At 41.9% G+C, this 23,345-nt stretch carries 19 protein-coding genes and 1 pseudogene; 15 read left to right on the top strand and 5 right to left on the bottom strand.

Annotated elements, in window-relative coordinates:
* Positions 1-216 precede the first annotated feature (216 nt).
* Positions 217-1,254 (bottom strand): adenosine deaminase, encoded by a 1,038-nt coding sequence (locus QUB04_RS01195; RefSeq protein WP_333280139.1) that lies wholly within the window; start codon positions 1,252-1,254, stop codon positions 217-219.
* Between the two features lie 108 nt (positions 1,255-1,362).
* On the bottom strand, positions 1,363-1,593 hold the full coding sequence (locus QUB04_RS01190) for a hypothetical protein (RefSeq protein WP_333280137.1): 231 nt from the start codon (positions 1,591-1,593) through the stop codon (positions 1,363-1,365).
* A 49-nt stretch (positions 1,594-1,642) separates the two neighbouring features.
* Here QUB04_RS01190 and QUB04_RS01185 point away from each other — a divergent pair, with 49 nt between their 5' ends.
* From QUB04_RS01185 to QUB04_RS01115, 15 genes and pseudogenes are all read left to right on the top strand, one after another.
* Positions 1,643-2,983, top strand: a complete 1,341-nt coding sequence (locus QUB04_RS01185; RefSeq protein ID WP_333280134.1) for an adenylosuccinate synthase — start codon at positions 1,643-1,645, stop codon at positions 2,981-2,983.
* Positions 2,984-3,037: 54 nt separating this feature from the next.
* A complete protein-coding gene (locus QUB04_RS01180) occupies positions 3,038-3,475 on the top strand; it encodes a hypothetical protein (RefSeq protein ID WP_333280132.1) in 438 nt (145 codons plus the stop codon).
* Between the two features lie 17 nt (positions 3,476-3,492).
* Complete coding sequence (locus tag QUB04_RS01175; protein WP_333144866.1) at positions 3,493-3,861, top strand: hypothetical protein; 369 nt, start codon at positions 3,493-3,495, stop codon at positions 3,859-3,861.
* 192 nt (positions 3,862-4,053) lie between these two features.
* Positions 4,054-4,659 (top strand): 50S ribosomal protein L25/general stress protein Ctc, encoded by a 606-nt coding sequence (locus QUB04_RS01170; protein WP_333280129.1) that lies wholly within the window; start codon positions 4,054-4,056, stop codon positions 4,657-4,659.
* Positions 4,660-5,055: 396 nt separating this feature from the next.
* Entirely contained in the window at positions 5,056-5,241 is a 186-nt protein-coding gene (locus QUB04_RS01165) for a hypothetical protein (protein ID WP_333280127.1), read from the top strand.
* Positions 5,242-5,426: 185 nt separating this feature from the next.
* Positions 5,427-9,959 carry a tetratricopeptide repeat protein gene (locus QUB04_RS01160; protein WP_333280125.1) on the top strand — a complete coding sequence of 1,511 codons (4,533 nt, stop codon included), beginning with the start codon at positions 5,427-5,429 and terminating at the stop codon, positions 9,957-9,959.
* 44 nt (positions 9,960-10,003) lie between these two features.
* Positions 10,004-10,174, top strand: coding sequence for a tetratricopeptide repeat protein (locus QUB04_RS01155; RefSeq protein ID WP_333280123.1), 171 nt, complete (start codon positions 10,004-10,006; stop codon positions 10,172-10,174).
* Positions 10,141-10,833 (top strand): annotated as a pseudogene (locus QUB04_RS01150) (glycosyltransferase family 2 protein); the annotation flags it as partial. The gene QUB04_RS01155 and the pseudogene QUB04_RS01150, both read left to right, overlap by 34 nt.
* Positions 10,834-11,028: 195 nt before the next feature.
* Positions 11,029-11,577 (top strand): hypothetical protein, encoded by a 549-nt coding sequence (locus QUB04_RS01145; RefSeq protein WP_333280121.1) that lies wholly within the window; start codon positions 11,029-11,031, stop codon positions 11,575-11,577.
* 137 nt (positions 11,578-11,714) lie between these two features.
* Positions 11,715-14,345 carry a glycosyltransferase gene (locus QUB04_RS01140; RefSeq protein ID WP_333280119.1) on the top strand — a complete coding sequence of 877 codons (2,631 nt, stop codon included), beginning with the start codon at positions 11,715-11,717 and terminating at the stop codon, positions 14,343-14,345.
* Between the two features lie 126 nt (positions 14,346-14,471).
* Positions 14,472-15,281, top strand: a complete 810-nt coding sequence (locus QUB04_RS01135; protein WP_333280116.1) for a hypothetical protein — start codon at positions 14,472-14,474, stop codon at positions 15,279-15,281.
* Entirely contained in the window at positions 15,271-15,966 is a 696-nt protein-coding gene (locus QUB04_RS01130; RefSeq protein ID WP_333280114.1) for a class I SAM-dependent methyltransferase, read from the top strand. Before QUB04_RS01135 ends, QUB04_RS01130 begins: the two co-directional genes overlap by 11 nt.
* A gap of 18 nt (positions 15,967-15,984) precedes the next feature.
* The gene (locus QUB04_RS01125; RefSeq protein WP_333280112.1) at positions 15,985-16,791 is read left to right on the top strand and encodes an FkbM family methyltransferase; all 807 of its coding nucleotides are present in this window, start codon (positions 15,985-15,987) and stop codon (positions 16,789-16,791) included.
* A gap of 276 nt (positions 16,792-17,067) precedes the next feature.
* Entirely contained in the window at positions 17,068-17,886 is an 819-nt protein-coding gene (locus QUB04_RS01120) for a sulfotransferase domain-containing protein (protein ID WP_333280110.1), read from the top strand.
* A 310-nt stretch (positions 17,887-18,196) separates the two neighbouring features.
* A complete protein-coding gene (locus tag QUB04_RS01115; RefSeq protein WP_333280108.1) occupies positions 18,197-18,853 on the top strand; it encodes a class I SAM-dependent methyltransferase in 657 nt (218 codons plus the stop codon).
* Positions 18,854-18,983: 130 nt separating this feature from the next.
* On the opposite strand, the gene QUB04_RS01110 is transcribed toward QUB04_RS01115, so the two are convergent.
* The 3 genes from QUB04_RS01110 to QUB04_RS01100 form a co-directional block, all read right to left on the bottom strand.
* Entirely contained in the window at positions 18,984-19,109 is a 126-nt protein-coding gene (locus QUB04_RS01110) for a hypothetical protein (protein WP_333280106.1), read from the bottom strand.
* Positions 19,110-19,796: 687 nt separating this feature from the next.
* Positions 19,797-21,353 (bottom strand): tetratricopeptide repeat protein, encoded by a 1,557-nt coding sequence (locus tag QUB04_RS01105; RefSeq protein ID WP_333280104.1) that lies wholly within the window; start codon positions 21,351-21,353, stop codon positions 19,797-19,799.
* A gap of 172 nt (positions 21,354-21,525) precedes the next feature.
* Complete coding sequence (locus QUB04_RS01100; RefSeq protein ID WP_333280102.1) at positions 21,526-23,310, bottom strand: putative capsular polysaccharide synthesis family protein; 1,785 nt, start codon at positions 23,308-23,310, stop codon at positions 21,526-21,528.
* Between the last annotated feature and the right edge of the window lie 35 nt (positions 23,311-23,345).

The following is a 23,345-nucleotide window of genomic DNA, read 5'->3' as shown; positions in this document are numbered from 1 at the left end:
TCCAAACTATAACTTGTGGCTGAGTATCGCTCGCCAGACGCTTATTATAATTTTACAAATATCTTTTTTAAACGAACCGCGAAGACGCAAAGAGCGCGAAGGAAGAGAAGAAAGAGGTTTTTATCATTCCCAAGTAGAGTTTTTACCTGAAAACATCTGCTTTTCTTCCTCTTTCTCTTCCTTCGCGACGAAGGCGGTTCATTAAATAGATATTCTTTAATTAACCATCGCCTCCACAGACTCATGCTGCAACAAACCGGTCAGCATTTTCACAGGCCTTTCGTCGTAGGGCCAGGCGAAAGCATGGCGGAAAGCTGCATCTTGACACGCTTGCAATTGCCGAAAATCAATGATATCCAAAGTTAACAAATTCTCGTACTCGAAAGGCAGCCGCACGTTGTGCAATCCCGCGTTGTCGGTACAAATGGCAATATCGACACCAGCTTCAAAACATCGATCGAACACAACCTTCAATTCGCGCATATCTTGCAACGTCCCCGTTTTGAGATAGGTAGTCGGGCAAACTTCCAAGCATTGACCCCTGCGCGCGACTTCTGGCAGCAGTTCGGGATATTTTAACGGAATTTGAATCCCGTGGCCGATACGCATGAGATAAGGCAGAAGTTCGGGATAACAGCCAGAGGTAGTTTCGTAGAGGTGGCCGGTAGTTTTGATGCCGATCGACCTCGCGTACTGGTACAATCCAACAAACTCCTCTAAACGCTCCCCTATACAATCATCGCCGCCAGCTATATCGATCGCACAAACATATTCCCCCATTTGCGCCGCCAAATCTACGATCGCCCGATTCACCTCATAGGGTAAACGCGAGTGCATACACAAAATTTGGCTGGTAACAATCGGAGAATCGCTAATTTGACTTGCCTTGCCCACAACCTTTACAATTTCTGCCATCAAATCAATGCGTTCTGACTGATTCAAATGTTCTGGAGTCCGCAAATAAGGCGTATAGCGCAACTCCAAATAAGCCAGATTTTCAAACACGTAAGCGCCCCGCATCAACCGATAGATGAAATAAGGCAACGTCTCAACAGTTTGAACGCTTTCTACCAGCGTGTGCAGTTCCAAATACTCATTGAGAGTATTGCGCGGACGAGTGTAAAACTCCTCAAACTCCGAGTATTTCGGAAATCGATTAACCATCTCAGCATTGTGGCGATCGAAATACCGCCACAGCACCCTAGGAACGACAGAACCACCCAGATGGCGGTGCAACTCAGCGTGTAAAGTCATGGCAACAAAGCCTCTATTTTCTCAATGTTAACAAAAATTAATTAGTCAGTAGCCAGTAGTCAGCAGTCAGTAGTCAGCAGTCATTAGTCATTAGTCATTAGTCATTGGTTATTTGTGAGTTCCAATGCCTAATGCCCAATAGACATCTCCGATAATTCTTGTGGAACAGGCATCTTGCCTGTTCAAAACAGGCTCTTTGGGAGATGCCCCATGCCCCATGCCCCATGCCCCATGCCCCATGCCCCATGCCCCATGCACCATGCCCCATGCCCCATGCCCGTATCTAAAATCTAAAATCCAAAATCTAAAATCTAAAATTGATTGACATTTGGGAAGCATTCATAGATAATCGGAGATTGTGTCAACCTGAACAGAACGCGAGAAACCCTTGGCTAACGTAGTTGTAATCGGCGCCCAGTGGGGCGATGAAGGAAAAGGCAAAATTACCGATTTGCTCAGCAAATCCGCAGATATCGTTGTCCGCTACCAAGGGGGCGTCAACGCCGGTCACACCGTGGTAGTAAACGGTCAGACTTTCAAGCTGCACTTAATTCCATCCGGGATTCTCTACCCTGATAAAGAGTGTATTATCGGCTGTGGCACGGTCATCGACCCGAAAGTTTTAATTGCAGAGTTAGATCAGCTAGAGGCACTGAATATTTCGACAACCTCGCTGATGATTTCGGAGACGGCTCACGTAACGATGCCCTATCATCGATTAATTGATGTAGCATCGGAAACGCAGCGGGGAAATTATAAAATCGGGACGACGGGACGCGGCATCGGCCCTACTTACGCCGACAAGTCGGAACGTACCGGCATTCGGATGCTCGATTTAATGGACTTGGATGGGTTGCAAGAACAATTGGAATGGACGATTAATTGTAAAAATGTCCTTCTTGAAAAACTCTACAATTTGCCGCCTTTAAATCCGCAAGACGTAATTGATGAATATCGAGTTTATGCGGAACGTTTGCGGCCGCACGTAGTTGATAGTTCCCTGAAGATTTATGAGGGAATTTACAAGCGGAAAAATATTCTGTTTGAAGGCGCGCAAGGCACTTTATTAGACTTAGACCACGGTACTTATCCTTACGTTACTTCCAGCAATCCCATCGCTGGCGGTGCTTGTGTGGGAACCGGAGTCGGCCCAACAGCGATCGATCGCGTAATTGGCGTAGCAAAAGCTTATACAACCCGCGTCGGAGAAGGCCCCTTCCCTACGGAAATGGTAGATGGAATAGGAGCAGTTTTGGGCGAGAGAGGTGCAGAATTCGGCACAACAACCGGTAGGAAACGCCGCTGCGGTTGGTTCGACGCAGTAATCGGCCGCTACGCAGTCCGCATCAACGGCCTTGACTGTCTGGCAATTACCAAACTAGATGTGTTGGATGAATTAGAAGAAATAAAAGTTTGCGTTGCTTACGAAATTGACGGCGAAAAATGTGTTGATTTCCCGAAAAGTTCCCGGATATTTGCTCGGTGCCAACCTATTTACGAAACCCTTCCCGGTTGGAAACAGTCTACGGAAGAGTGCCGGAATTTGGAAGATTTACCGCCGCAAGCATTGGATTATCTGAAGTTTTTGGCAGATTTGATGGAAGTGCCGATCGCGATCGTTTCTCTCGGTGCCAGCCGCGACCAAACTATTATTGTAGAAGACCCGATTCACGGCCCGAAACGCGCTTTGCTCTCTGCTGACGGTACGCCTGTAGCAGCACAATCATAACAGGTTTAGTTATAATAGACAAAAAGGGTCTATCTCATGTGTGACGAGGCTCCAATGACCGATGAAGATCGTCTGATATACCAACTAACCCTTCATCGAGATTTGGTTGGCTGGGTAATCGGAAAGTTAGCTGAAGCTGGCATTGCATCCCAGAGAACTACGGGCAACGATCCGAAAGGAGACATTTTGATTGTCGCTCCCAATGAGGCCTCGCAAGTAAAAGAAATAATTCGGGATCTTCATAATCAATACACGAGAGAAAATATCAAAGATTCACAGTCAACCTTAGAGGAAAGAAAAACCAACTTACCGCATATAGAAATCAAAACCACATACCTTTCAGGAAAAGCAGTTAATGAAATTATTGATACTGCTACTGTCATTGCAGTTGTAAGTGCCGATATAATTTCGGGATCTGGCAAGGCAAAATTTATAAAAGCAGGTATAGCTTATGCCGAAAATATTCCTTTGGACGAGTTTCTAGATGTTTAGTAGCAGGAGTAATCCCAATGTTTGACATCAGTTTTTATTCAGCAAATGGTGAACCGTCCGATAGTGTAAGAATAACAGCAGCTACTTACGAATGGTTAGCAAAATCAGCATTTTCAAAAATAGGTGGCGAATCAGTCGAAACCCAAATTTACCTAGATGAAGAAAATGTAATTCTGCCTCTAGTTGAATTAAATCAAGATATTCGCCAGCAGTTCAAGAAAATTTTCAGCGAAGCAATCATCAGTGAAAGCGATGCAGTTCTTACTAAGCTTGGTGATTACCCTTCAAAAGAAGAGTATCAATCAGGAACGTACCGTCTCAGAAAAATGCTGGAATTGCTGAAGTGTGTGGAAAACGAAAATTATCAATACCTTCAGCGAATTTAATCGGGACTTACGCAACTGGTTCAATTCGTAGGGTGCGTCAGTTGATAAGACCTAAATTTTTTGTCATAAACTCAATACTGACGCACCATACAAGCTAGTTAAAGTGTGACCGTTGACCTGAGTCTGATTAATGTTCGATCGCAATATCACAATTCTGGTAAAATGTGAAAACAATCAGCAGAAAGTCAGAAAATGGAACTCGCAGTAGAATGTCAAAAGCGGGCAGAAGGCAGCAAACCTAACGCCCTTCGCCGCTCTGGATTGATTCCCGCCGTCCTCTACGGGCACAAAGGATCGGAATCCATTTCCCTTACCATCAAAGCCAAAACAGTTGAACACCTGCTCAAAAAGCACGTAGTCAACAATACCCTAATTGACCTCAGCATTCCCGACCTCTCTTGGAGCGGAAAAACCTTGCTGCGGGAAGTTCAAGTTCATCCTTGGAAGGGCTATCCTTACCACCTGAGCTTTTTCTCCGTGGCGACTCAAGACAGCCTGGAAGTTGAATTGTCACTGCGTTTTGTTGGCGAACCCGTCGGCGTCAAGTTAGAAGGCGGCATCTTGGATACCGTGCTGACGCAACTCGCAGCTAAGTGCAAACCAGACAGCATTCCTGAAGCAATTGAAGTAGATATTTCTCATTTAAAGGTTGGGGATGCGCTGCACATTCACGAGTTAGTTTTGCCTGCAGGAGTGGTAGCTCTCGGCGAACCAGATCAGGTGGTTGTTAGCGTGCTGGGAATTCAAGCAGGTTCTGAAGCCGAAGACGCAGAAGAAGACGCAGCCGCAGCAGCTTAATTAGTAATTGCTAATAGTTGTTAACTAATGGTTGCAAAAAAAGGGCGATCGCTTTCTCCCAAAAGGGCGATCGTTTTTTGCTAAAAAGGCTATTCTAATTTGGGTTCGATCGCACATCTTGCACCATTGTCAATTAGCCTTTTATGAACAGGCAAGATGCCTGTTCCACAAATAGTGAATGACTTTCTTGTGGGGAGTAGGGGTTGGGCTCCTAGCCCGCCGCTAAAAAGCCTATAGAAAAGGGTGCAATCTCCCTTGCCCAGGCCACAAGAAAGCATCTTACAACTGAGATGTTGCACTATTCTCAATTTCTTGTGGAACAGGCAAGATGCCTGTTCCACAAGAAAATTCATCTCTTGTGGAACGGGCCGGAGAGCCCGTTTAGGAACAGGCAAGATGCCTGTTCCACAAGAAAATTCATCTCTTGTGGAACGGGCCGGAGAGCCCGTTCTTGAGAATGGTGCAAGATGTGAGTTACAAGCAAGAACCGGCAGTGTTTACTTTCCTTTACAAGACGGGCGATCGACATCTTTAGCTACAAAAGTCGGGACTGGCGCGCAAATCCGCCAGAAACCGTACTGATTCTTACATATTTAGCCGTAAAATCAAAAAAATCAGCCGAGAATCCCGGTTCCTCGCCAGCACCGAGAGTCAAAAAAATTAAGAATTAGGGGAACAAGCCCGCTACTCTTAGTGTCAAACGCGAGTATAATTGTGAAACGTTTTGACTACCCTATTTAATTCCTGCCTCTGGAGCCGCCGCCCATATGCCATCAACAGTGAATACAGAATCAACAGCGGTTCAATTTAACCAACAGGGAGAAACATACTTATCCCAAGGAAAAATAGAAGAAGCGATCGCATCCTGCGAGCAAGCTTTGAAGATTCACCCCAATTTTGCACCAGCTTACAAGACTTTGGGCAACGCGCTGCAAGCTCAAGGCAGGATGGAAGAGGCGCGGCACTGGTACGCTAAAGCGATTGAAATAGAACCGAATTTTGCGGAAGTATATGCGAATTTGGGCAGCCTGGGCGCGCAGCAGCAAAAATGGCAGGAGGCGATCGGATTTTATCAAAAGGCGATCGCGATTAAGCCGAATTTCGCGGGAGTGTACCGGAATTTAGCAAAAGTATTCGGACAAATTGGCAAACCGGAAGAAGCCCAGCAGTACTGGTATCAAGCATTTAGTTTGGAACCGGAAAAAGTAGCGCCGGGGGAACACTTGAATATGGGCGACGCTTTTTTTCGGCAGGAAAAATTCCCCGAAGCGATCGCCTGTTACGATCGCGCCATAAAATTAAATCCTAATGTGGCTACTGCTTACCAAAATTTGGGCGAAGCGCTCAAAAAACAAGGCAAGTTAGAAGAAGCGACAGCATATTATCGCAAAGCTATTGAACTGAACGCAGCTAATGCGAGAAATGGCAGCGAGGGAGAGCAAACTTTGGCGGGTGCAACTGCGACAAACGGTGCAGTTAAACAGCAGCCCGCAGCTACCCCAGTGCAGCAGGCAGTTAAGCCGCCAGTGCAGCAGGCAGTTAAGCCGCCAGTGCAGCAGGCAGTTAATTCTACAATTAATATAGAAGATCCAGAAGCATACAAAATACTGGCAGAAGGCTATTTTGCTCAGGGTAAATTGGAACAGGCGATCGCAGCTTGCAAAAAAGCGCTACAAATAAAGCCGGAAGCGCCGCTTTACAAAATGCTGGGCAACGCGCTACAAGCTGGCGGCAAAAGTGATGAAGCTAAAAGTTGCTATGTCAAAGCAATAGAAATTAACCCTAATTTTGCCGAAGCTTATGCTAATTACGGCAGCATTTGCGCGCAGCAAGAACAGTGGCAGCAAGCGGTTTCTGCTTACGAAAAGGCGATCGCCCTGAAACCGGATTTTGCCGGTGCTTTCCGCAATTTTGCGAAACTGTTGACGCAGTTAGGCAAGTCGGAGGAGGCGGCTGAGGCTTGGTATCGAGCATTTGCGATCGACCCGAAATCCGGCACCGCTGAGGAACACGAGAATTTAGCCAAAACTTTGATCGAGCAAGGTAAGGTAGAGAAGGGAATTGAGTGTTACCGGCGCGCGGTTGAGTTGAACCCAAATGCTGGCGCAGCTTATCACGAATTGGGCGAAATTCTTAAGGGTCAAGAACAGTGGGAAGCGGCGGTAGAAGCTTACACTAATGCCATTAGAAACAATCCCGATCTCTCTTGGTCGCACAACAATTTAGCTGAGTCGCTGGTTAAGTTGGAACGGTGGGAGGAATCTGTAAATGCTTACCGCAAGGCGATCGAATTAAATCCAGATTTTAGCTGGTCTCACAACAATTTAGGAGATGTGCTGCTGAAGTTGGAACGGTGGGAAGAAGCTGTAGAGTCTTACCGGAAAGCAACAGAGTTAAATCCTGATTTCAGTTGGTCGCACAACTATTTAGCAGACGCGCTGATTAAGCTGGGAAGGTGGGATGAGGCAATTTCGGCTTACCAAAGGTCGATCGAACTCAATCCCGACCATTTTTGGGCGCACAACAATTTAGCAGAAGCGCTGGTGAATTTGGAACGTTGGGATGAGGCAGTTGTTGCCTACCGGCGTGCTAACGAAGTTAATCCGAATTTCTTCTGGTCGCAGAGCAAATTAGGCGACGTGCTGCTAGAAATGGAAAGGTGGGAGGAGGCGATCGAGGTTTACCGACGCGCGGCCGAGTTGAATCCTGATTTTCCGTGGACTTATTACAACATGGGAACGGCTTTTGAGAACCTGGAACGGTGGGATGAGTCGATCGCCGCTTACCGCCGCGCTGCGGAAATTCAGGCGGATTTGCCGTGGCTTTCGCAAAAGTTGGCTGATGCTTTGAGGATGCGATCGCAGTGGGATTTGCGGGATGCGATGGGTTTGTACAGAAAGGCGATTCAGGGGAATCCTGATGACGTGCAGTTGTATCACAAGGCGTTGGAGATTGCGCCGAATGATGCTGACCTTTATGTTGAGTTGGCGGATGCTTTGGTGCGGAAGAATTGGCCGGATGGGGCGATCGTCTTTTATCAGATGGCGTTGCAGATTCGGCCTGATGACAAGGCTATTTCTGGGCTGTTAGAAGAGGTGTTAAAAAAAAAGGGTGTAAGTAGGGCGGCGGAAAAGAGCGATCGGACTCCTGGGGATGCTGTGGATTACCACAAATTAGGCGAGAGTCTTCAGGGAGAAGGTAAAATAGATGAGGCTATTGTCGCATACAAAAAAGCAATAGAAGTTAACCAGAATTACTTTGGAACTTACCACAATTTAGGAGACCTTTATCAGCAAAAGTACAAGTTGGATGAAGCGGCAACTTCTTACCAGATGGCCATTGAACAGAATCCAGGCTTTGCGTGGTCATACCACAACTTAGGGGATACTCTGTTGCGGCAAGAAAAATTTGAAGAAGCCGCTACCGCATATCGCAAAGCCCTTGAAATTGAGCCAAACTTTGCGTGGGCAAACTACAATTTGGGGCGAGTATTAAACCAACAGAATAAGCTATATGAAGCGCTAGGTTACTACCAGAGAGCTAATGAACTCAATCCTCAATTATTTCCTCTAGACTTGGATATTTTGCGGGAAGGGCTACTGCAAAGCCAAGATGCTTATAGCAGGTGGCGGGCTAAGAATTGCCCCAGAGAAGCCGACTTGCGGCAAATGGCTGAAACAGTAAAATTGTTGAATTACAAGCCTCTGATCAGCGTGATTGTACCAGTGTACAACACGCCGGAAAATTTTCTGATGGAGGCGCTCGAATCAGTTCGGAATCAAGTCTATCCTTACTGGGAATTGTGCATCGCTGACGATGCTTCAACTGAGCCTCACGTCAAGAAAATTTTGACAGAGTATGCGGATAAAGATGCTCGAATCAAAGTTGTTTATAGAACCAAAAATGGTCACATTTCCCGCGCATCTAATTCAGCATTGGAAGTGGCAGAAGGGGAGTTTGTTTCGCTGCTAGATCACGACGACTTGCTGACACCAGATGCACTTTATGAAGTGGCGTTGATGTTGAACAGCCATCCAGAAGCGGACATGATCTATTCCGATGAAGATAAGCTGACTGCTGACGAGAAGCTCATGGGGCCGTATTTCAAGCCTGATTGGTGTCCCGACTCGTTCCTGTCTCGGATGTACACTTGCCATTTGGGGACTTACAGGCGATCGATTATAAACGAAATTGAAGGTTTTAGAGCGGGTTTTGAAGGTGCTCAGGATTATGATTTGGTTTTGAGGTTTACAGAAAAAACTAACAAAATTTATCACATTCCCAAAGTCCTCTATCACTGGCGAATGCACTCGGGTTCGACTGCTAGCAGTTCGGAGGCAAAGCCTTATGCTTATCAAGCCTCAATGAAAACTCTGCAAGAAGCTATAGAAAGGAGGGGCGAACCGGGCAAGGTGGAGGGAGTGCCGGACTATTTAGGACACTACATCGTTCGCTACAAAATCGCTGACTACAAGCTGGTAAGCATCATTATTCCTACACGCAATCTCGGCAATGTTTTAGACAAATGCCTAGAATCTATCTTCACTAATAGTCTGTACCCAAATTATGAAGTCATAGTTATCGACAACGGTAGCACAGAGTTAGAGACGGCTCAAGTAATTGCTAAATGGACAGCGAAGGAACCCGATAGATTTACCTGTTACCCGTTCGACGTTCCCTTCAATTTTTCTAAGATTAATAACTACGGGGTTAGCAAAGCGCAGGGAGATTATTTGTTATTTTTGAATAATGATACAGAGGTGATTACTCCCGATTGGCTCGACGCGATGGTGGAGCAAGCTCAAAGGTCTTCTATCGGCGCTGTGGGAGTTAAGTTGCTATATGCTGACAACACAATCCAACACGTTGGAGTTGTGCTTGGAGTTGGCGGCGTTGCCGGCCACATATACCTCGGTTTTCCCGCTAACTTCCCTGGATATTTCAGCAATGTGGTGGGGATGAACAATCTGTCAGCGGTGACAGGCGCGTGTTTGATGTGCCGCCGTGAGGTATTTGAGAGTGTGGGGGGATTTGATGAGGAACTAGCAGTTGCCTATAATGATGTGGATTTATGCTTGAAAATGGTTCAGCAAGGCTATCAAAATATTTACGTGCCTCATGTTTCTCTCTACCACCACGAATCAAAAAGTCGTGGTTACGAAGATACGGCGGAAAAAAAGGCGCGGTTGCAAAAAGAGGCAGATACTCTAGGAAAAAGATGGCAAAAATTTATTGAAAACGATCCTTGTTATAGCCCGCATTTAACTAGGGATCGTCAGGATTTCAGCATTAGAGCATAAGACCAGGCCGACCAAAAAGTCAAGTACACAATAACTTGGTAAACATGAATAACTCATTACAAGTGCATGAAGAGACTGCTTCTAATTATTTTCATAGAGGCAACCTTCTGAAACAGTCTGATGAATTAGAGGAAGCCGCCGCCGCCTACCAGCGGTGTACTGAACTAAACCCAGATTTTTCAAGGAATCAGCGAGGTTTAAAAGTTATCGCCTAGATATTCCGTTCAATTTCTCTAAGATTAACAACTACGGTGCTAGCAAAGCCGAGGGAGATTACTTGCTGTTCTTGAATAACGATACAGAGGTAATTACTCCCGATTGGATTGACGGGATGGTTGAACAAGCTCAGAGAAGCTCGATCGGGGCTGTGGGCAATTTGTTGATATACTCAGATAACAAAATCCAGCACGCAGGAGTGGTGATGGGACTCGGCGGCGGAGTTGCCGGTCACAGCTATTACCATATGCCGCGATCGATTCCTGGCTATTTCGGGAATGTGGTAGGCATGAGCAATGTTTCAGCGGTAACTGCTGCGTGTTTAATGTGTCGCCGCGAAGTATTTGAAAGTGTTGGGGGGTTTGACGAAGAGCTAACAGTGGCGTACAATGATGTGGATTTGTGTTTAAAAATGCTAGAGAAAGGGTATCGCAATATTTACCTGCCTCATGTAGTTCTCTACCACCACGAATCTAAAAGCCGGGGTTATGAGGATTCGCCTGAAAAGAAAGAGCGGCTGAGGAAGGAATCAAAGCTGATTGAAAGCCGGTGGCAAAAATATATTGATAATGACCCTTACTACAGCCCCCATTTAACCAGAGCTTGTCAAGACAGCGGTATCAGATTGGAGGACGAGAATTGGCGGGGGAGTCATTAGGAACATCCCGATGAGTTTACGGTTTAAACCTAAGCCTAAAGCCCTCTGTCACTCTGGTTTCTACTAAAGTCTCGCTCCCTCTGGCATCCGCCAGTGGTATCAACTGAACAGTAAAACCCTCTGTCTCTCTGGAATCATCGACCCTACGCTTAAGGAACCAATTAACTCAGGATTCAGCAATCTGAAATGAAAAAAATGATTGACGTTGTAGAAGTGCTTAGTGTCCCCCTCGCAGAATCTCAAGGGTTACTAGCGTTTAATCTCGATGCACCAGAAACAGGAACTCAAACTGATGCTGGGGCTGTTGAGTTTCGGGGTTGGGTTCTGGGGAAAATGTCTCCCGCGATCGCGGTTGAAGTGATTCATCAGGGGAGAGTGCTGAAAACTATTGCGGTGAATGTTCCTCGTCCTGATGTGATCCAAACTTATCCCCAAGCTTCAGAAGCAGGAATTAGTGGGTTTCAGGCAATTTTAGACTTGAGCAGAGTGATTGATCAGCAAGACCAGTTAACTGTATATTCGATTTTGCGGGATCAAAGTCTTGCTAAGATGGCAGAAGTAACGGTTAAATTAGGATCTGAATCCTCTACTATGGAGATTCCCCTGCCTCAACAGAATGCGGAGTCAGGGGTAGATGGAATACAGTTAAAATTACAAAGGATTCAAGCAGATTTGGAGCGCTCTAAAGTGTTTGTGCAGACTGTGAAGACAGATTTGCTGAACCGGGAACAGCTAAATCGTTAGAAACTGGGAACTTTTGAGTGGGTTAATCGTCCTTCTGCTAATCGCCCCTGTGGGTTTCTATGTGGAAATTGTGATAAGATGTTTGACGTTGACTAAAGCCCAGACTAGCAACCCTTATTTTTTAGAGTATAAAACCCATGACGGTGACAGCCTTTCAGCAAGCCAACCAATTGTTAAGAGAGGGAAAGTTAGAAGAGGCGGTGGTGGCTTATCGACGGGCGATCGAGCAGAATCCTAATTCCTATCTGTATTATCAGAATTTGGGGGAAACGTTGGGGAAGTTGGGACGTGTAAATGAAGCGGTTGAAATGTATGGGAAAGCGATCGAGTTGAAACCGTCAGCGGGTTGGTTGCATTTGAATTTAAGTTGGGCTTTGCAACAGGTGGGAAGGCTTGATGAGGCTCAACAGACTGCGGAAAAAGCAGCGAAGATGGAACCTAAGTTGGCTAGGTTTGTGGGAAATTGGCCAGGTATAAAAGAGAATATCTTAAAAGTTAATAGTGCTAAACATAATCCAGAGAGCCAAGCTGGAATCATTGTAGACAAAAAAATAAGGGAAGTAGTAGCACCCCCTAACGCTTTCAAATCAACACAATTTTATTCCGATTTGGAGCATTTATTTATCTTGGGCAATGGTGAGTCTATCGATGTGGTGAGTAGGAAACTGTTCTTATCACAAGCCCATGCAGCAGAAACTGGTCTTCACATAGTAGCCGCCCCGTCGTCTCAGTGCGAGGCGTTAAGCAGTGACATGAACCGTTGCAATTCAATACTGGTTCTAGCGAATAGCTTAAAGGATATTGCCGATCAGAAGACTGAGATTAGTGGTGGTTATTGGAAAATTTTGCAACTTGACTCTGAATCAGTATTGCTTTCAATTTTTCTTCAACCAGGACGATTGATGACACAAGGGAGTTTTGCGGATATTCTTGGACGGCTTCAGTCATTTGGCAGTTCTGATTTACTTGAAGTAAAGTTACCCTCGCTGAAGTTCCTAATCGAAGAGTTATTAGCACATCGAGGTGATGCGTACATAGAAAGTGTTGAGAACAAACTGGAGCAAATAATTGATCTCGTTTCTAGTTCAGTAAAAATGCACCGAAGTTCAATGGTGGAGGTATTAAATATACTGATATTTTCTTCAAAAATTGATGCAGTTCAAGTCAAGCTCCACAACTATTTGAATAAGAATGTTACAGAGTTGGAAACTACCATAGATGATTTTCACAAGAAAGTAATAATATATCGGCGTATTGATTCTTGTATCTATTTTGCATTCGAGTTGTCTGGAAAAAACTCTGTCGGCACGCTGGCTCCCATTTTCAAGCAAGCATTTGATATAATGATTTCCCGATGCTTCCCAGCGCCCATCCTATCGCGAGGGTTGCGTCATAGTTTCTTGAAAGCAATTGAGTTAGCTCAATCCCTTCCTACGCTGATTGACCTGGCAGAAATAACTAATACAGACGACAGCATTGAATTTCTTGCCCTCCACAGTATCCTGCGCCGTAGGTCAATAAATACAGAGTCCGACCTTCTTAAGACTTGGCTGCTACTCAAGAAAATATTTGAACTACCTAAAAAAAACCTAATTTCCCTTGTACGAGACCTGCGTCGAACTGTTCCTTCTTGTTTGGGTATTCCAGTAAGCCTATCTACAGAGATAATCTCAGCGTTTGAAATAAGTGAGAAAGAAACTCCTGATCGCGAAACTTGGTTGGCTAGGTCTCTACTATTACTCTATGCAGATTGTTTTGATTCGAGACTATTAAATTGGATTACACATCATAACCGAATAGACCTGACTAGCGAGGACAAAGAGATCCTTTTGGCACTTACCGGATACGATATTCCATTAATTGATCGTGTTAACAAGACTCTTCTGGAGGAAGGTTTTAATTACAAAGTTCTCTACCCTTCCGAATATTGCAAGATTACCGACTACATGAAGGCAAACTTAGCTGAATGGGGGAAGCATAGCCAGATATCTCATCAAAGCTATACAGGTAAGGGTGAGAGTTTACCCATGATTTCAGTTATACTCACGACCTTTAACCCAGATATGAAGCTATTGAGACTTTCTCTCGAATCTATTATTCATCAAACTTACCCAGCACTTGAGATCATCGTTATCGATGACCATTCACCACTCGATTCAAGCCTCCTGATCGATTTACTGGTTAGTGAAATGCGCCGAAATACTCCGCATCTGATTGTCTATCAGCGCAACGAAAAGAATGTTGGTCAATATGTTTCCCGCAACAGGGCTATAGCCATCTCAAAAGGGGAGTTTATTGCTATTCAGGATGATGATGATATTTCTCATCCAGAGAGATTGCAGCATCAGTTGCAGCCGATGCTGGCTGACTCCAGCCTGATGGCTACCCATACTAATCATCTCAGAATCAGCGAAAATTCACGATTAATGATTGATGGTGATGCCATCGGCGCAGTTTTGGGAGATGCCCCAGTTTCATTTATTTGGCGCAGACAGGTTTTTCAGGAAATCGGGAACTTTCTTCCTACCAAGACGCGGGGCGATGTCGAATTTCGTTCCAGGATGCGGCGGCACTACTCGGATCGAGCCATACAGATCATTGCACAACCTTTAGTGTTGATGCGTGGTGGTATGGGTACTGTCTCATCCAACAAGGAATACTATTTCCGAAGTGCCCTGAATGTCTGGCGCTATATGATGAATCATATACCAATAGGAATCTATAGCTCTCAAGAAATGGTGCGTTGGATTCCGACGGTACTTAGATAAGTTACTTTGTTTCCTACTAAACAATCAAACAAAAATATTTAGCCTGTAGCCTTAATGCACAACCTTATTATAAGCCTAACGACCATTAGTTCTCGACTAAATCATATCCACCTCGTGATCCAATCCTTGCTAGATCAGGATTTTCCCAGTGATGCTTACGAAGTACGTTTGTACCTGTCAGAACAGCCCTACCTGCTAGATCAAGGCTGCCCCACAATCACTAAAGACTTCAGTCGTTTGCTCGATCAGAATCCTGATAGAGTGTATGTGAAGTATGTTGAAAACACAGGATCTTACCGCAAGATTCTTCCTGTCCTTGATGAGCTCTATAGGGGAACCTCAGCTCAATTCTGTAATACCCTCATAGTTACCGCAGATGATGACACGGCTTATCCTCGGTGGTGGTTATGGCAACTCTATGAAAATTACTTAAAGCATCGCTGTGTTGTCGGGTTTCGTGGACGGGCTATGGGTTTTGAAAAGGAAAAGCTAATCTCCTACAGAGCATGGTCTAAAAACATTACTGAAAATCCTTCGATGTTGAACACTCCGACAGGTAAGGATGGGGTGTTATACTCGCCACTGCACCTCTACCCGAGAGTGAGATATCTTCATGCAGCAACAGCTTATGCACCGAAAGCTGATGACCTTTGGTTAAAGGCTCATACGCTGCTTACTGGGGTTCCATCGTTCATTATTAATACAACATTGAAGCAGGAGTTTCCTTCGGTGACTGGACGAGAACCCGCTGTGTCGCTTTATCGAGCATTTAACCAGCTTGGTGGTAATGATGATGCTCTTGCAAGAATCGAAAATTACCTGGAGACAAATCTAGGCGTCAGGTTTTGGAACTTGTGCTATAGTTATCAGGAGAATACTGCTTACCTCCGCCAGGCCATTACCTCTGTATTGCAGGGAAGATCGTATGTGGAATGAAATGAAGGACTATGTACCGAGTGACTACCCTCACCAAGTAACTGCAGAATGGATGGTGCGGCGGGTTTTGGCTCAACTACCCGCCAAGTCGGTGATTGTAGATGTTGGGTGCGGGGCAGGAAACTCTGTAGATTTCTTTAAAGAATTGCTAGCTGAATCTACTTGGATTGACGTTGATATTGCAGAATCGCCGGAGGTTCAGCAGCGGAAACGAAGCGATGCGATCTTCATGGAATTTGATGGAATCAACATACCAATGCCATCCGATAGCATCGATCTGGTATTTAGCCGACAAGTGCTAGAGCATGTTCGATATCCAGAGGCGCTTTTAAAAGACATGGCTCGTGTCCTTAAGCGTGGTGGCTATTTGGTCGGTTCCACCTCACATCTGGAACCCTATCATTATTTTCAGTTCTGGAATTTTACTCCTTATGGCTTTAAGGAGATTGTTCAGGAGGCTGGATTGACACTAAAGGAAATCCTGCCTGGTATTGATGGCTTGACCCTGGTCAAGAGAACTTACGAAGGGCGGCATACAACTTACAGTAAGTATTTTACTGACGAGTCGCCCCTCAATTTTGAGATAGACTGCTGGGGAGAAGATACAAAACGTAGTAACCGCCAGATATTAATGAGAAAATTATCTGTATGCGGTCATTTTTGCTTTATTTGCATAAGAAATTAACAAGATTGGAATTTATTAATGTCAACTATTAAGCTAAGTCAGATTCTCGCCCTCTCTGGAGATCAAACTCTCGATCTTTCAGGCGCAGAAAACACAATGGTAGGAAAAACACTATTGCAGTCTGGTCTTGTGTCCTATGAGTCATTAACGCTGGCGACTTGTATAATTCTTCTGAAGCAGTCGTCCAATAAAGTGTTTTTTGATATTGGAGCAAATATTGGAATTTATTCGTTAGTGTGTGCAAAGGCAGTGCCTGACATTATTATCCACGCTTTTGAGCCTGTTCCTGGTTTGGTCAATATATTCAGCAACTTGATAAAGTTAAACCGTATAGAAAATATATGTTTGCACCAGGTGGCACTAAGTAACAAATCCGGTATTGCACCAATATATATTTCAGCTCGAAGTGATGCCTCGAATTCACTGCGCAAGGGATTTAGACGCGCAAAAGAGGTAGTTGACGTAGAACTCGATACCCTTAATAACATCTGTCAGACATACGCTGTACCTGGTGTAATCAAAATAGATACCGAGTCAACGGAGCCAGATGTGATTGCTGGTGGCATGGACTTAATAAAATCTGCTCGTCCTTTTATTCTTTGTGAAGTGCTTGCTGGTCGTACTGAAAATGCACTAATGGAAGCACTGCGTCCACTGAATTACACTTACTACCATCTAGCTAAAGGTGAGTTTGGTATTTCAAAGGAAGTCATCAGCGGCGATGCAAGTTATGAATGCAGGGATTGGTTGTTCTGTCCCTATGAAATGCCTGTGGCTTTTTTTGAATCTGTAGGTGAATTCCATGAAGTAGCTTTTGAGGCTTAAAGCTATTTCATATCTAGCCCAGGATCAATACTTCGGACAGTTTTATATCTAGTCGAGTCTCCGAAACCCTTACTGTCTATATAGTGGGCTATTTTTTCAAGGTTTAAGTCCAGCCCTAAGTTTCCTAAAATGCGTTAAAAATGGCAGGGCTTCCTCCGTAAGGCTTACAGGAGCGTTAAAAAACTGTCCGAACTATTGCAGGATGTTACCGGATGTGATATAATCATCAGATGCAAGGTTTAATGGTGCATAAAATTTTGAGTTTAGGTAATTCACATGAGTACAGATTCTAAAATACTTCAGCAGGAAAAAGTTTTTGGTTTCTTTGTCTATTCACTACCAAAGAGCGCCTCAGTTTTTCTATATCAGCTTTTCAAAGATTTTTCTATAGAGAAGAATATGCCATATTTCTCTATTCATAATCAACCTAAAGTAGAAAATAATCTATACAACCATAAGCAACTGAATTCTAATATTAAGGAAAGTTTTTGTTTTTGTCCACAACGAAATTTTTTGATTCACAAAGATGAGGAATTTGTACATATTTCTGAGCTTCAGCATATTCTTCAAGTCAGAGATCCAAGAGATATACTAGTCTCTCAATATTTTTCAGAGGGTTGGATTCACAACACTAAATCCTGGAACGAAAAACGTCGTGAAGAGCGAAAGAATATACAAAAAATGAGTATTGATGACTATTGCATAAGCAGGGCAACTGATAAAGGTCTAATTATCGGCAGCGCCAAAGTCGATCCATCAATGCCATTTTCCTTACTAGAAAGATATCAACCTGCTGTTCAAATCAAAATGTTGCCTATGCCAAATTGCACTTTCGTAAAGTATGAAGATATGGTGACCAACTTTAGAAATTGGCTTTCTCAAGTGATATCTCCCTTGCAATTCTCAGATGATTTAAGTGTGGTAGAAAAATACTATCAGAAATATAAGGATGAGTTTATTTTAGAGGAAGAACAGATGTCTCATAAAAGAAAGATTACTCCTGGTGACCATAAGGAAAAATTAAAACCTAAAACGATAGAAAAGCTTAACGATATTTTTAGTGATGTACTAGACAACTTCGACTACTTGAGGTAATCCATCCAATCATAAACTTAAGTAGGTAGGCGATGTAAAACACAATTATGTAAACGATGGTAAAGTATCCAAATGCCCTAAACGTGGCTAATTACTGAAGCCACTTAACTACACTTTTTATCATTTAAGCAAACGTGAGTTTGGTATTGTAAAGGAAGTGATTAGTGGCGATGTAAGTTATGAAAACAGAGATTGGCGGTTCTGCCCCCAGGAAATGCCTATGGCTTTTTTTGAAGCTGTAACTGAGTTCCATCAAGTAGCTTTTGGGGACTAAATTTATATCGTATCGATACCCATTTTTTTAATAGATATGCTAGAAAAAATCAATCTTCCTGGTTATAAGACGATTTCAAAACCTGATGCGGATGTTCTCTTTCATTTGAAGGAAATTATCAATATGTCGCCGCCAAATGATAGATATCCTATAGTGGGAGAAATAGGAGTTGGAATTGGTGCAACAACACTTCCAATGGCAGAGATTTTATCTAATTATGGAGAGATTCATATATTTGATTTTGAAACTTCTGTGCAAGAACTTCAAGCCGATCTCAAACAACGAGGATTTACAAACATAGTTGCTCATGGAAATACTGATCGGTACTGGGACTCATACCACTGGTCGTTAGCAGAAATGATAAGGAATCCTATAAAAAATCAAACTTTTGATTTAATTTATATTGACGGAGCGCATACATATCTACATGATGCTCTCGCCTTTTTTCAATGTGATCGTCTACTAAAAGTTGGCGGTTTAATGATATTTGATGACTACAATTGGCGATATGCTGACTCTAACTATATGAAAGGAAAACGATTGCTTTATATGACTCAGGAACAAGTTGATGCCTTCCAAATAAATATGTTTATAGAAGACCTTGTTTCAACACATATTGGTTACGAAACAGTTAAGAAAAATAAAATTTTCCGTAAGATTTTGGCAACACATCAGCTTGATAAATCTAACTAGGCTTTGACTAAAGTCAATTATTATGACTTTAACTTCAGGGGATCACAAGAGGGCTACAAAGGTTGCTGTATAAGCTTCATAGCCTTCAATCCCTTAGTTATCAAATTGAGTCTCTGGATTATCAAGATTTTCAGGCTATGACAGAGAAAGATTTATCATCTTTATAAACTGTCAGCATCTTTCCTAAATATTTAGCCAGAGAAATCGCCACATCCAGATCATACTTGCGATTCACATCATCCAAAATAATCGGCACAGTCCAATTTTAAAACGAATATAATACGAATAAATATAAAAATTTATTTGGCAATGATCCATAACTATCACAATTTTCCTATTGATTTTTTGATAAAATATAGTTTTGCTTTAATTAAAGTTATCCCTCTTCTGTCACTCTCGGAGAGGTCAATCTCTAGAAGCTTTATCAGCCAGTCAATACAAGCTATCCTATTACAAAAACTTGGTTATCGTATTTGTTATTAGAAAGAAATCGGGCGAATGCTTCCTATACAAAAGCTCTAGAATTCAGAAATAGCAAAAGTTTTCGGAGAGTGACAGAAGAGGGATAGAACAACTGATTTTAACTCTGCAACGGCAATGCCTGACTCTCTGCGTTTTTGGAGCCAAATATCCCTGGAGGGGCTCTTGCCAAAAGTAGTAGCCATGGGATTATGGTTTGGAGGAAATGCCCTTGCTCGTCAAGGTTTTAGATTAAGTGTTTAATATTTAATAAAATATTTTACGATTTTGATGCTATATATTAACATTTGGAGAAGCAATTAAGATTTACACATCGCGTATTACAGAAAATTAGTAATCTATTATGAACGTGAGTTCGATGAAAATGCAAATTTTGAGTCTTTCAACGAAAGAATGAGATTTTCATCCGACGAAAAAATGGGAGTTTCAATCTCTGTCGAACTCACGTTATTATTAGGCTTTTTTATTTTTTACGATAAATATAAAAATCCGAAAAACTTCCTTCGTGTTCACCTAACTCTATTGCCGGGTATATATTCTTTACAACTTTCCAAAGTTGCCAGTTTTGAATTACTTGTTCTATATCTTGGGTAAATTTTCTGGGTCTAATATGAAATTTAAATTTTTCCTGGTTTTCAAAATTCCATGAGTAAATCACTACAAATTTTTTAGCAGCTCCAAATAAATGGTCTAAGTAAGCATAATAGATATCATCTTCTATTAAATGAAACATAACATCTATGGAGATCGAGATATCAGCAACAAAAACTTTAAATTTATCTATAAAATAGAGGGAATCATATAGAAAAAAACTTTTTGTGTAATCATTTTTAAAAATTTCTTTACATTTATCAATAGCCGTTTTGGAAACATCTAACCCAATGTACTTAGGGTATTTGGCGAAAGAAAGCTGGCGACCATCACCACATCCAAATTCTATTATAGATTCGATATTCTCTTTCTCCACTAAATCATTAATAACATTTGCTTTAAATTGTGCCAACTTATCATTGTAGGTTCCTATACCGGAATTTCCTCCTTGATAATATCTATTTTCCCAATATTGTACTGAGTTCCCAGACTCTAGCTTAAAAATTAATTCTTTGATCTTATCTTCACACTTTGCAAAGCTCCCCTTTTCTTTAAAAAATTGTTGACAAAAAAACAAAGCATCAGATAGCTTATTCTTTTTACAAGCTACAATCGCTAGTTTGTAGTAAACCCAAGAGGATAATCTTGAATCTTGAAGGGTTGTCAACTGAGTAGAATAAATTTTAACTAAGGATTCAAACATTATTATTTTTTTTGGTCTATTTTTAGAAAAACTGCGAAAACCTATTCTTAGAGAAACGGCTTTTGATGGTGTTTTAAAAGAAATACAAAATTTTGACAAAATTGGGCTAGCAATAGCTATGTATTTGTGTAAGCCCAAATTTTCGGAATGATTGAAATATTCATGGGAACCAGATAATATTTTATTATTTTGATCAAAAAATTCAAATTGAATCAAAGCATTTTTGAATAAAGGAGCATTTTCACTACTAATTTTTCCCTCTATAAGATAAATAGAATTTTCATTTACTGCAAAGCTAATCCATTGAGACTTATCTGGTAGATATCCATAATCTTTTTCTGGAAATAAATAAAAATTGTTGACTTGATATATGTTATTTTCTATTTTTTTATAAATTTTATTGAGCAAGTTACATAAATCTATTTTCAAATTGACTGATTTCTGAAAGTACACTGATGCCAAATCAAGCTTTCCTTGTTCAGCCAAAACTTCTCCTAACTGATAGTGTAACCAAGCCGAATTGGGATTGATTTCAAGAGCCCGACGATATTCAATAACAGCCCGCTCTAAATTCCCCTCCTTCACTAAGGCATCACCCAAATTATTATAAGCCCAAGCAAAATGGGGGTTAATCTCGATCGCCTGATGATAAAGTGCGATCGCCTCATCTAACTTCCCCGCCCGCTTCAAATGATTAGCCTGCTTTAGCAACTGACCTGCACTCATCGCTTGATTCTCCATGACAAATCCAACATTAACCTACACTAACAGAAAGATATGAGCCACTCATGAATATATAGAAATATTATCAAAAACCGAATGTACTATGCAATCTCCTGATATAAAAATTGCTTCACTAATATTATAAATTATTTTTTTCGGTGAGATTTAAAAGCTTTTACTTGTGAACACATCTATAAAACTCATCAATTTGAGAAGAAGTATAAAAATGTTTTGTATATTTTGATTTTAACATTTGATCCAAATATTCTTCAGAAATTATAAGTTCTTTCTTAAATTGTTTATACAGATTACCGTACCACTTCTGGGAACTAATATTATGGTTTTCTATTTCAAAATCTCTCATCCCAGTAAACCCTCGAAGAATCTCCTGTTTTTGACTATCAATAAGTTCAGCTTGCATAATCAAGATATGATAGGACTGATGGAAATAGGTTTTCCATCCCAAAGTCGAAAAAGGTTGCGAATAAACATCAAAATTAAAAGATTTATTAAACTCTCGCTCAAACCAACCCAGGGGATAATTGGGGTTTAGTGTCCAAAATCTGTCAGTCAGTTCTTCAACAGTTAACTGCTGGATTTGTTCTCTGGTTAAATGGGGATAATAAATCTCGATATTTTGAAAAAATCCCGCAATATTGACCTCAATCGGATTTCTGACCAGTGAAATAACTTTCAAGGGTTTTCCCAACCAATTTTTTAACACAAAATAGCCATCTACACAATGACCCTTGTGCATATTATTATGCAAATAGGTTTCGTCTAAAAAATGAATATCATAGACCTGTATAGCATACTTTTTTAAAGACCTTGAAATAGAAGTTGAACCTACTTTTCCCATTGTATAGACTAAAAATCGCTGCTGATTGGCTTTTTCTTCAATCTTATGATTGTTTACACTTTGAATCGTCTGTTTATAATTTCTTAGTTTCTGCAAGCAGCGGGCTTTTTCATCCTTTAAATTCATTAAATCGGGTCTAAAATTAATACACTTTTCCCAAATCTCTAACGCCGCTTCATACTGTCCTTGATTAAATAAATCAATAGCATTTTGTCGCATTCCCCTGAGATATTTTCGACCCGTAAACCTGACTTTATCAATCACTGCTTCCGCCTGAATATTAACTGTAACCTTCGTCGGATGGTGTAGAGGAAAATCAATAGATTGGGTGGGTAAATTGGCAATTTCATCTACTTCCCAAGTTGTATGGGCGGCATCTTCCCCAAAACCCACATTAGAAATTAAATTCTGATTAGGGACTGCACATAAACCTTGATTAACAAAACAAGTAAACGTCCAAGCCCATCCCCAAGAATTAAATCCATTATAAGTTAAATCAAAGATTTCAGCCCAATATTGAGCCGATGGGTAATCTCCTAAATAGTCTTGTAACCATTGACTTTCCCGTACCGGGAGCCATTGTTTCAAACTTCCATCAAAATATTTCCAAGCTCGTTTCCAAGTAGCCCAACCCCAATAAAAGCTATAGGCTGAAAAGTAATAACTAGAATCAGAACAACGGTATCCATGAGTGTTTTCTCCTGTAATTTGAAAAACACGCTCATTATGGCGATATCGCTCTAATAACTCCTGACAAAATTCAAAAAAACCAATTTCTGGAATACAATCATCTTCTAAAATAATTGCTTCTTCAACTTGGCTAAAAAGCCAATCTAACCCAGTAGAAACCCGTTGTTTACACCCTAAATTAATATCCGAATAAGTTTTATAAACTTCACACTTCCAGTCAACTCGATCGATGATCGCCCGTGTAGCTGCACATTTTTCAAGTTCTCCAGGGTGATCAGGGTTGGGGCCATCAGCAATGACGAATAACTGAGAGGGTTGTAATGTTTGAATCACCTCAAAAACCTGCTTGGTTGTATGAGGTCTTTTAAAGATAATCAAAACGATAGGTGTTGTGAAAGGCGACTGATTCATGGTAAGATCACGACATCAAAAAATCTTCAAGCATT

Origin of the sequence: Microcoleus sp. D2_18a_B4, from assembly GCF_036702475.1 — a bacterium.
In the GTDB taxonomy this organism is placed as follows: domain Bacteria; phylum Cyanobacteriota; class Cyanobacteriia; order Cyanobacteriales; family Microcoleaceae; genus Microcoleus.
This window is presented reverse-complemented; position numbering and strand designations above follow the sequence as displayed.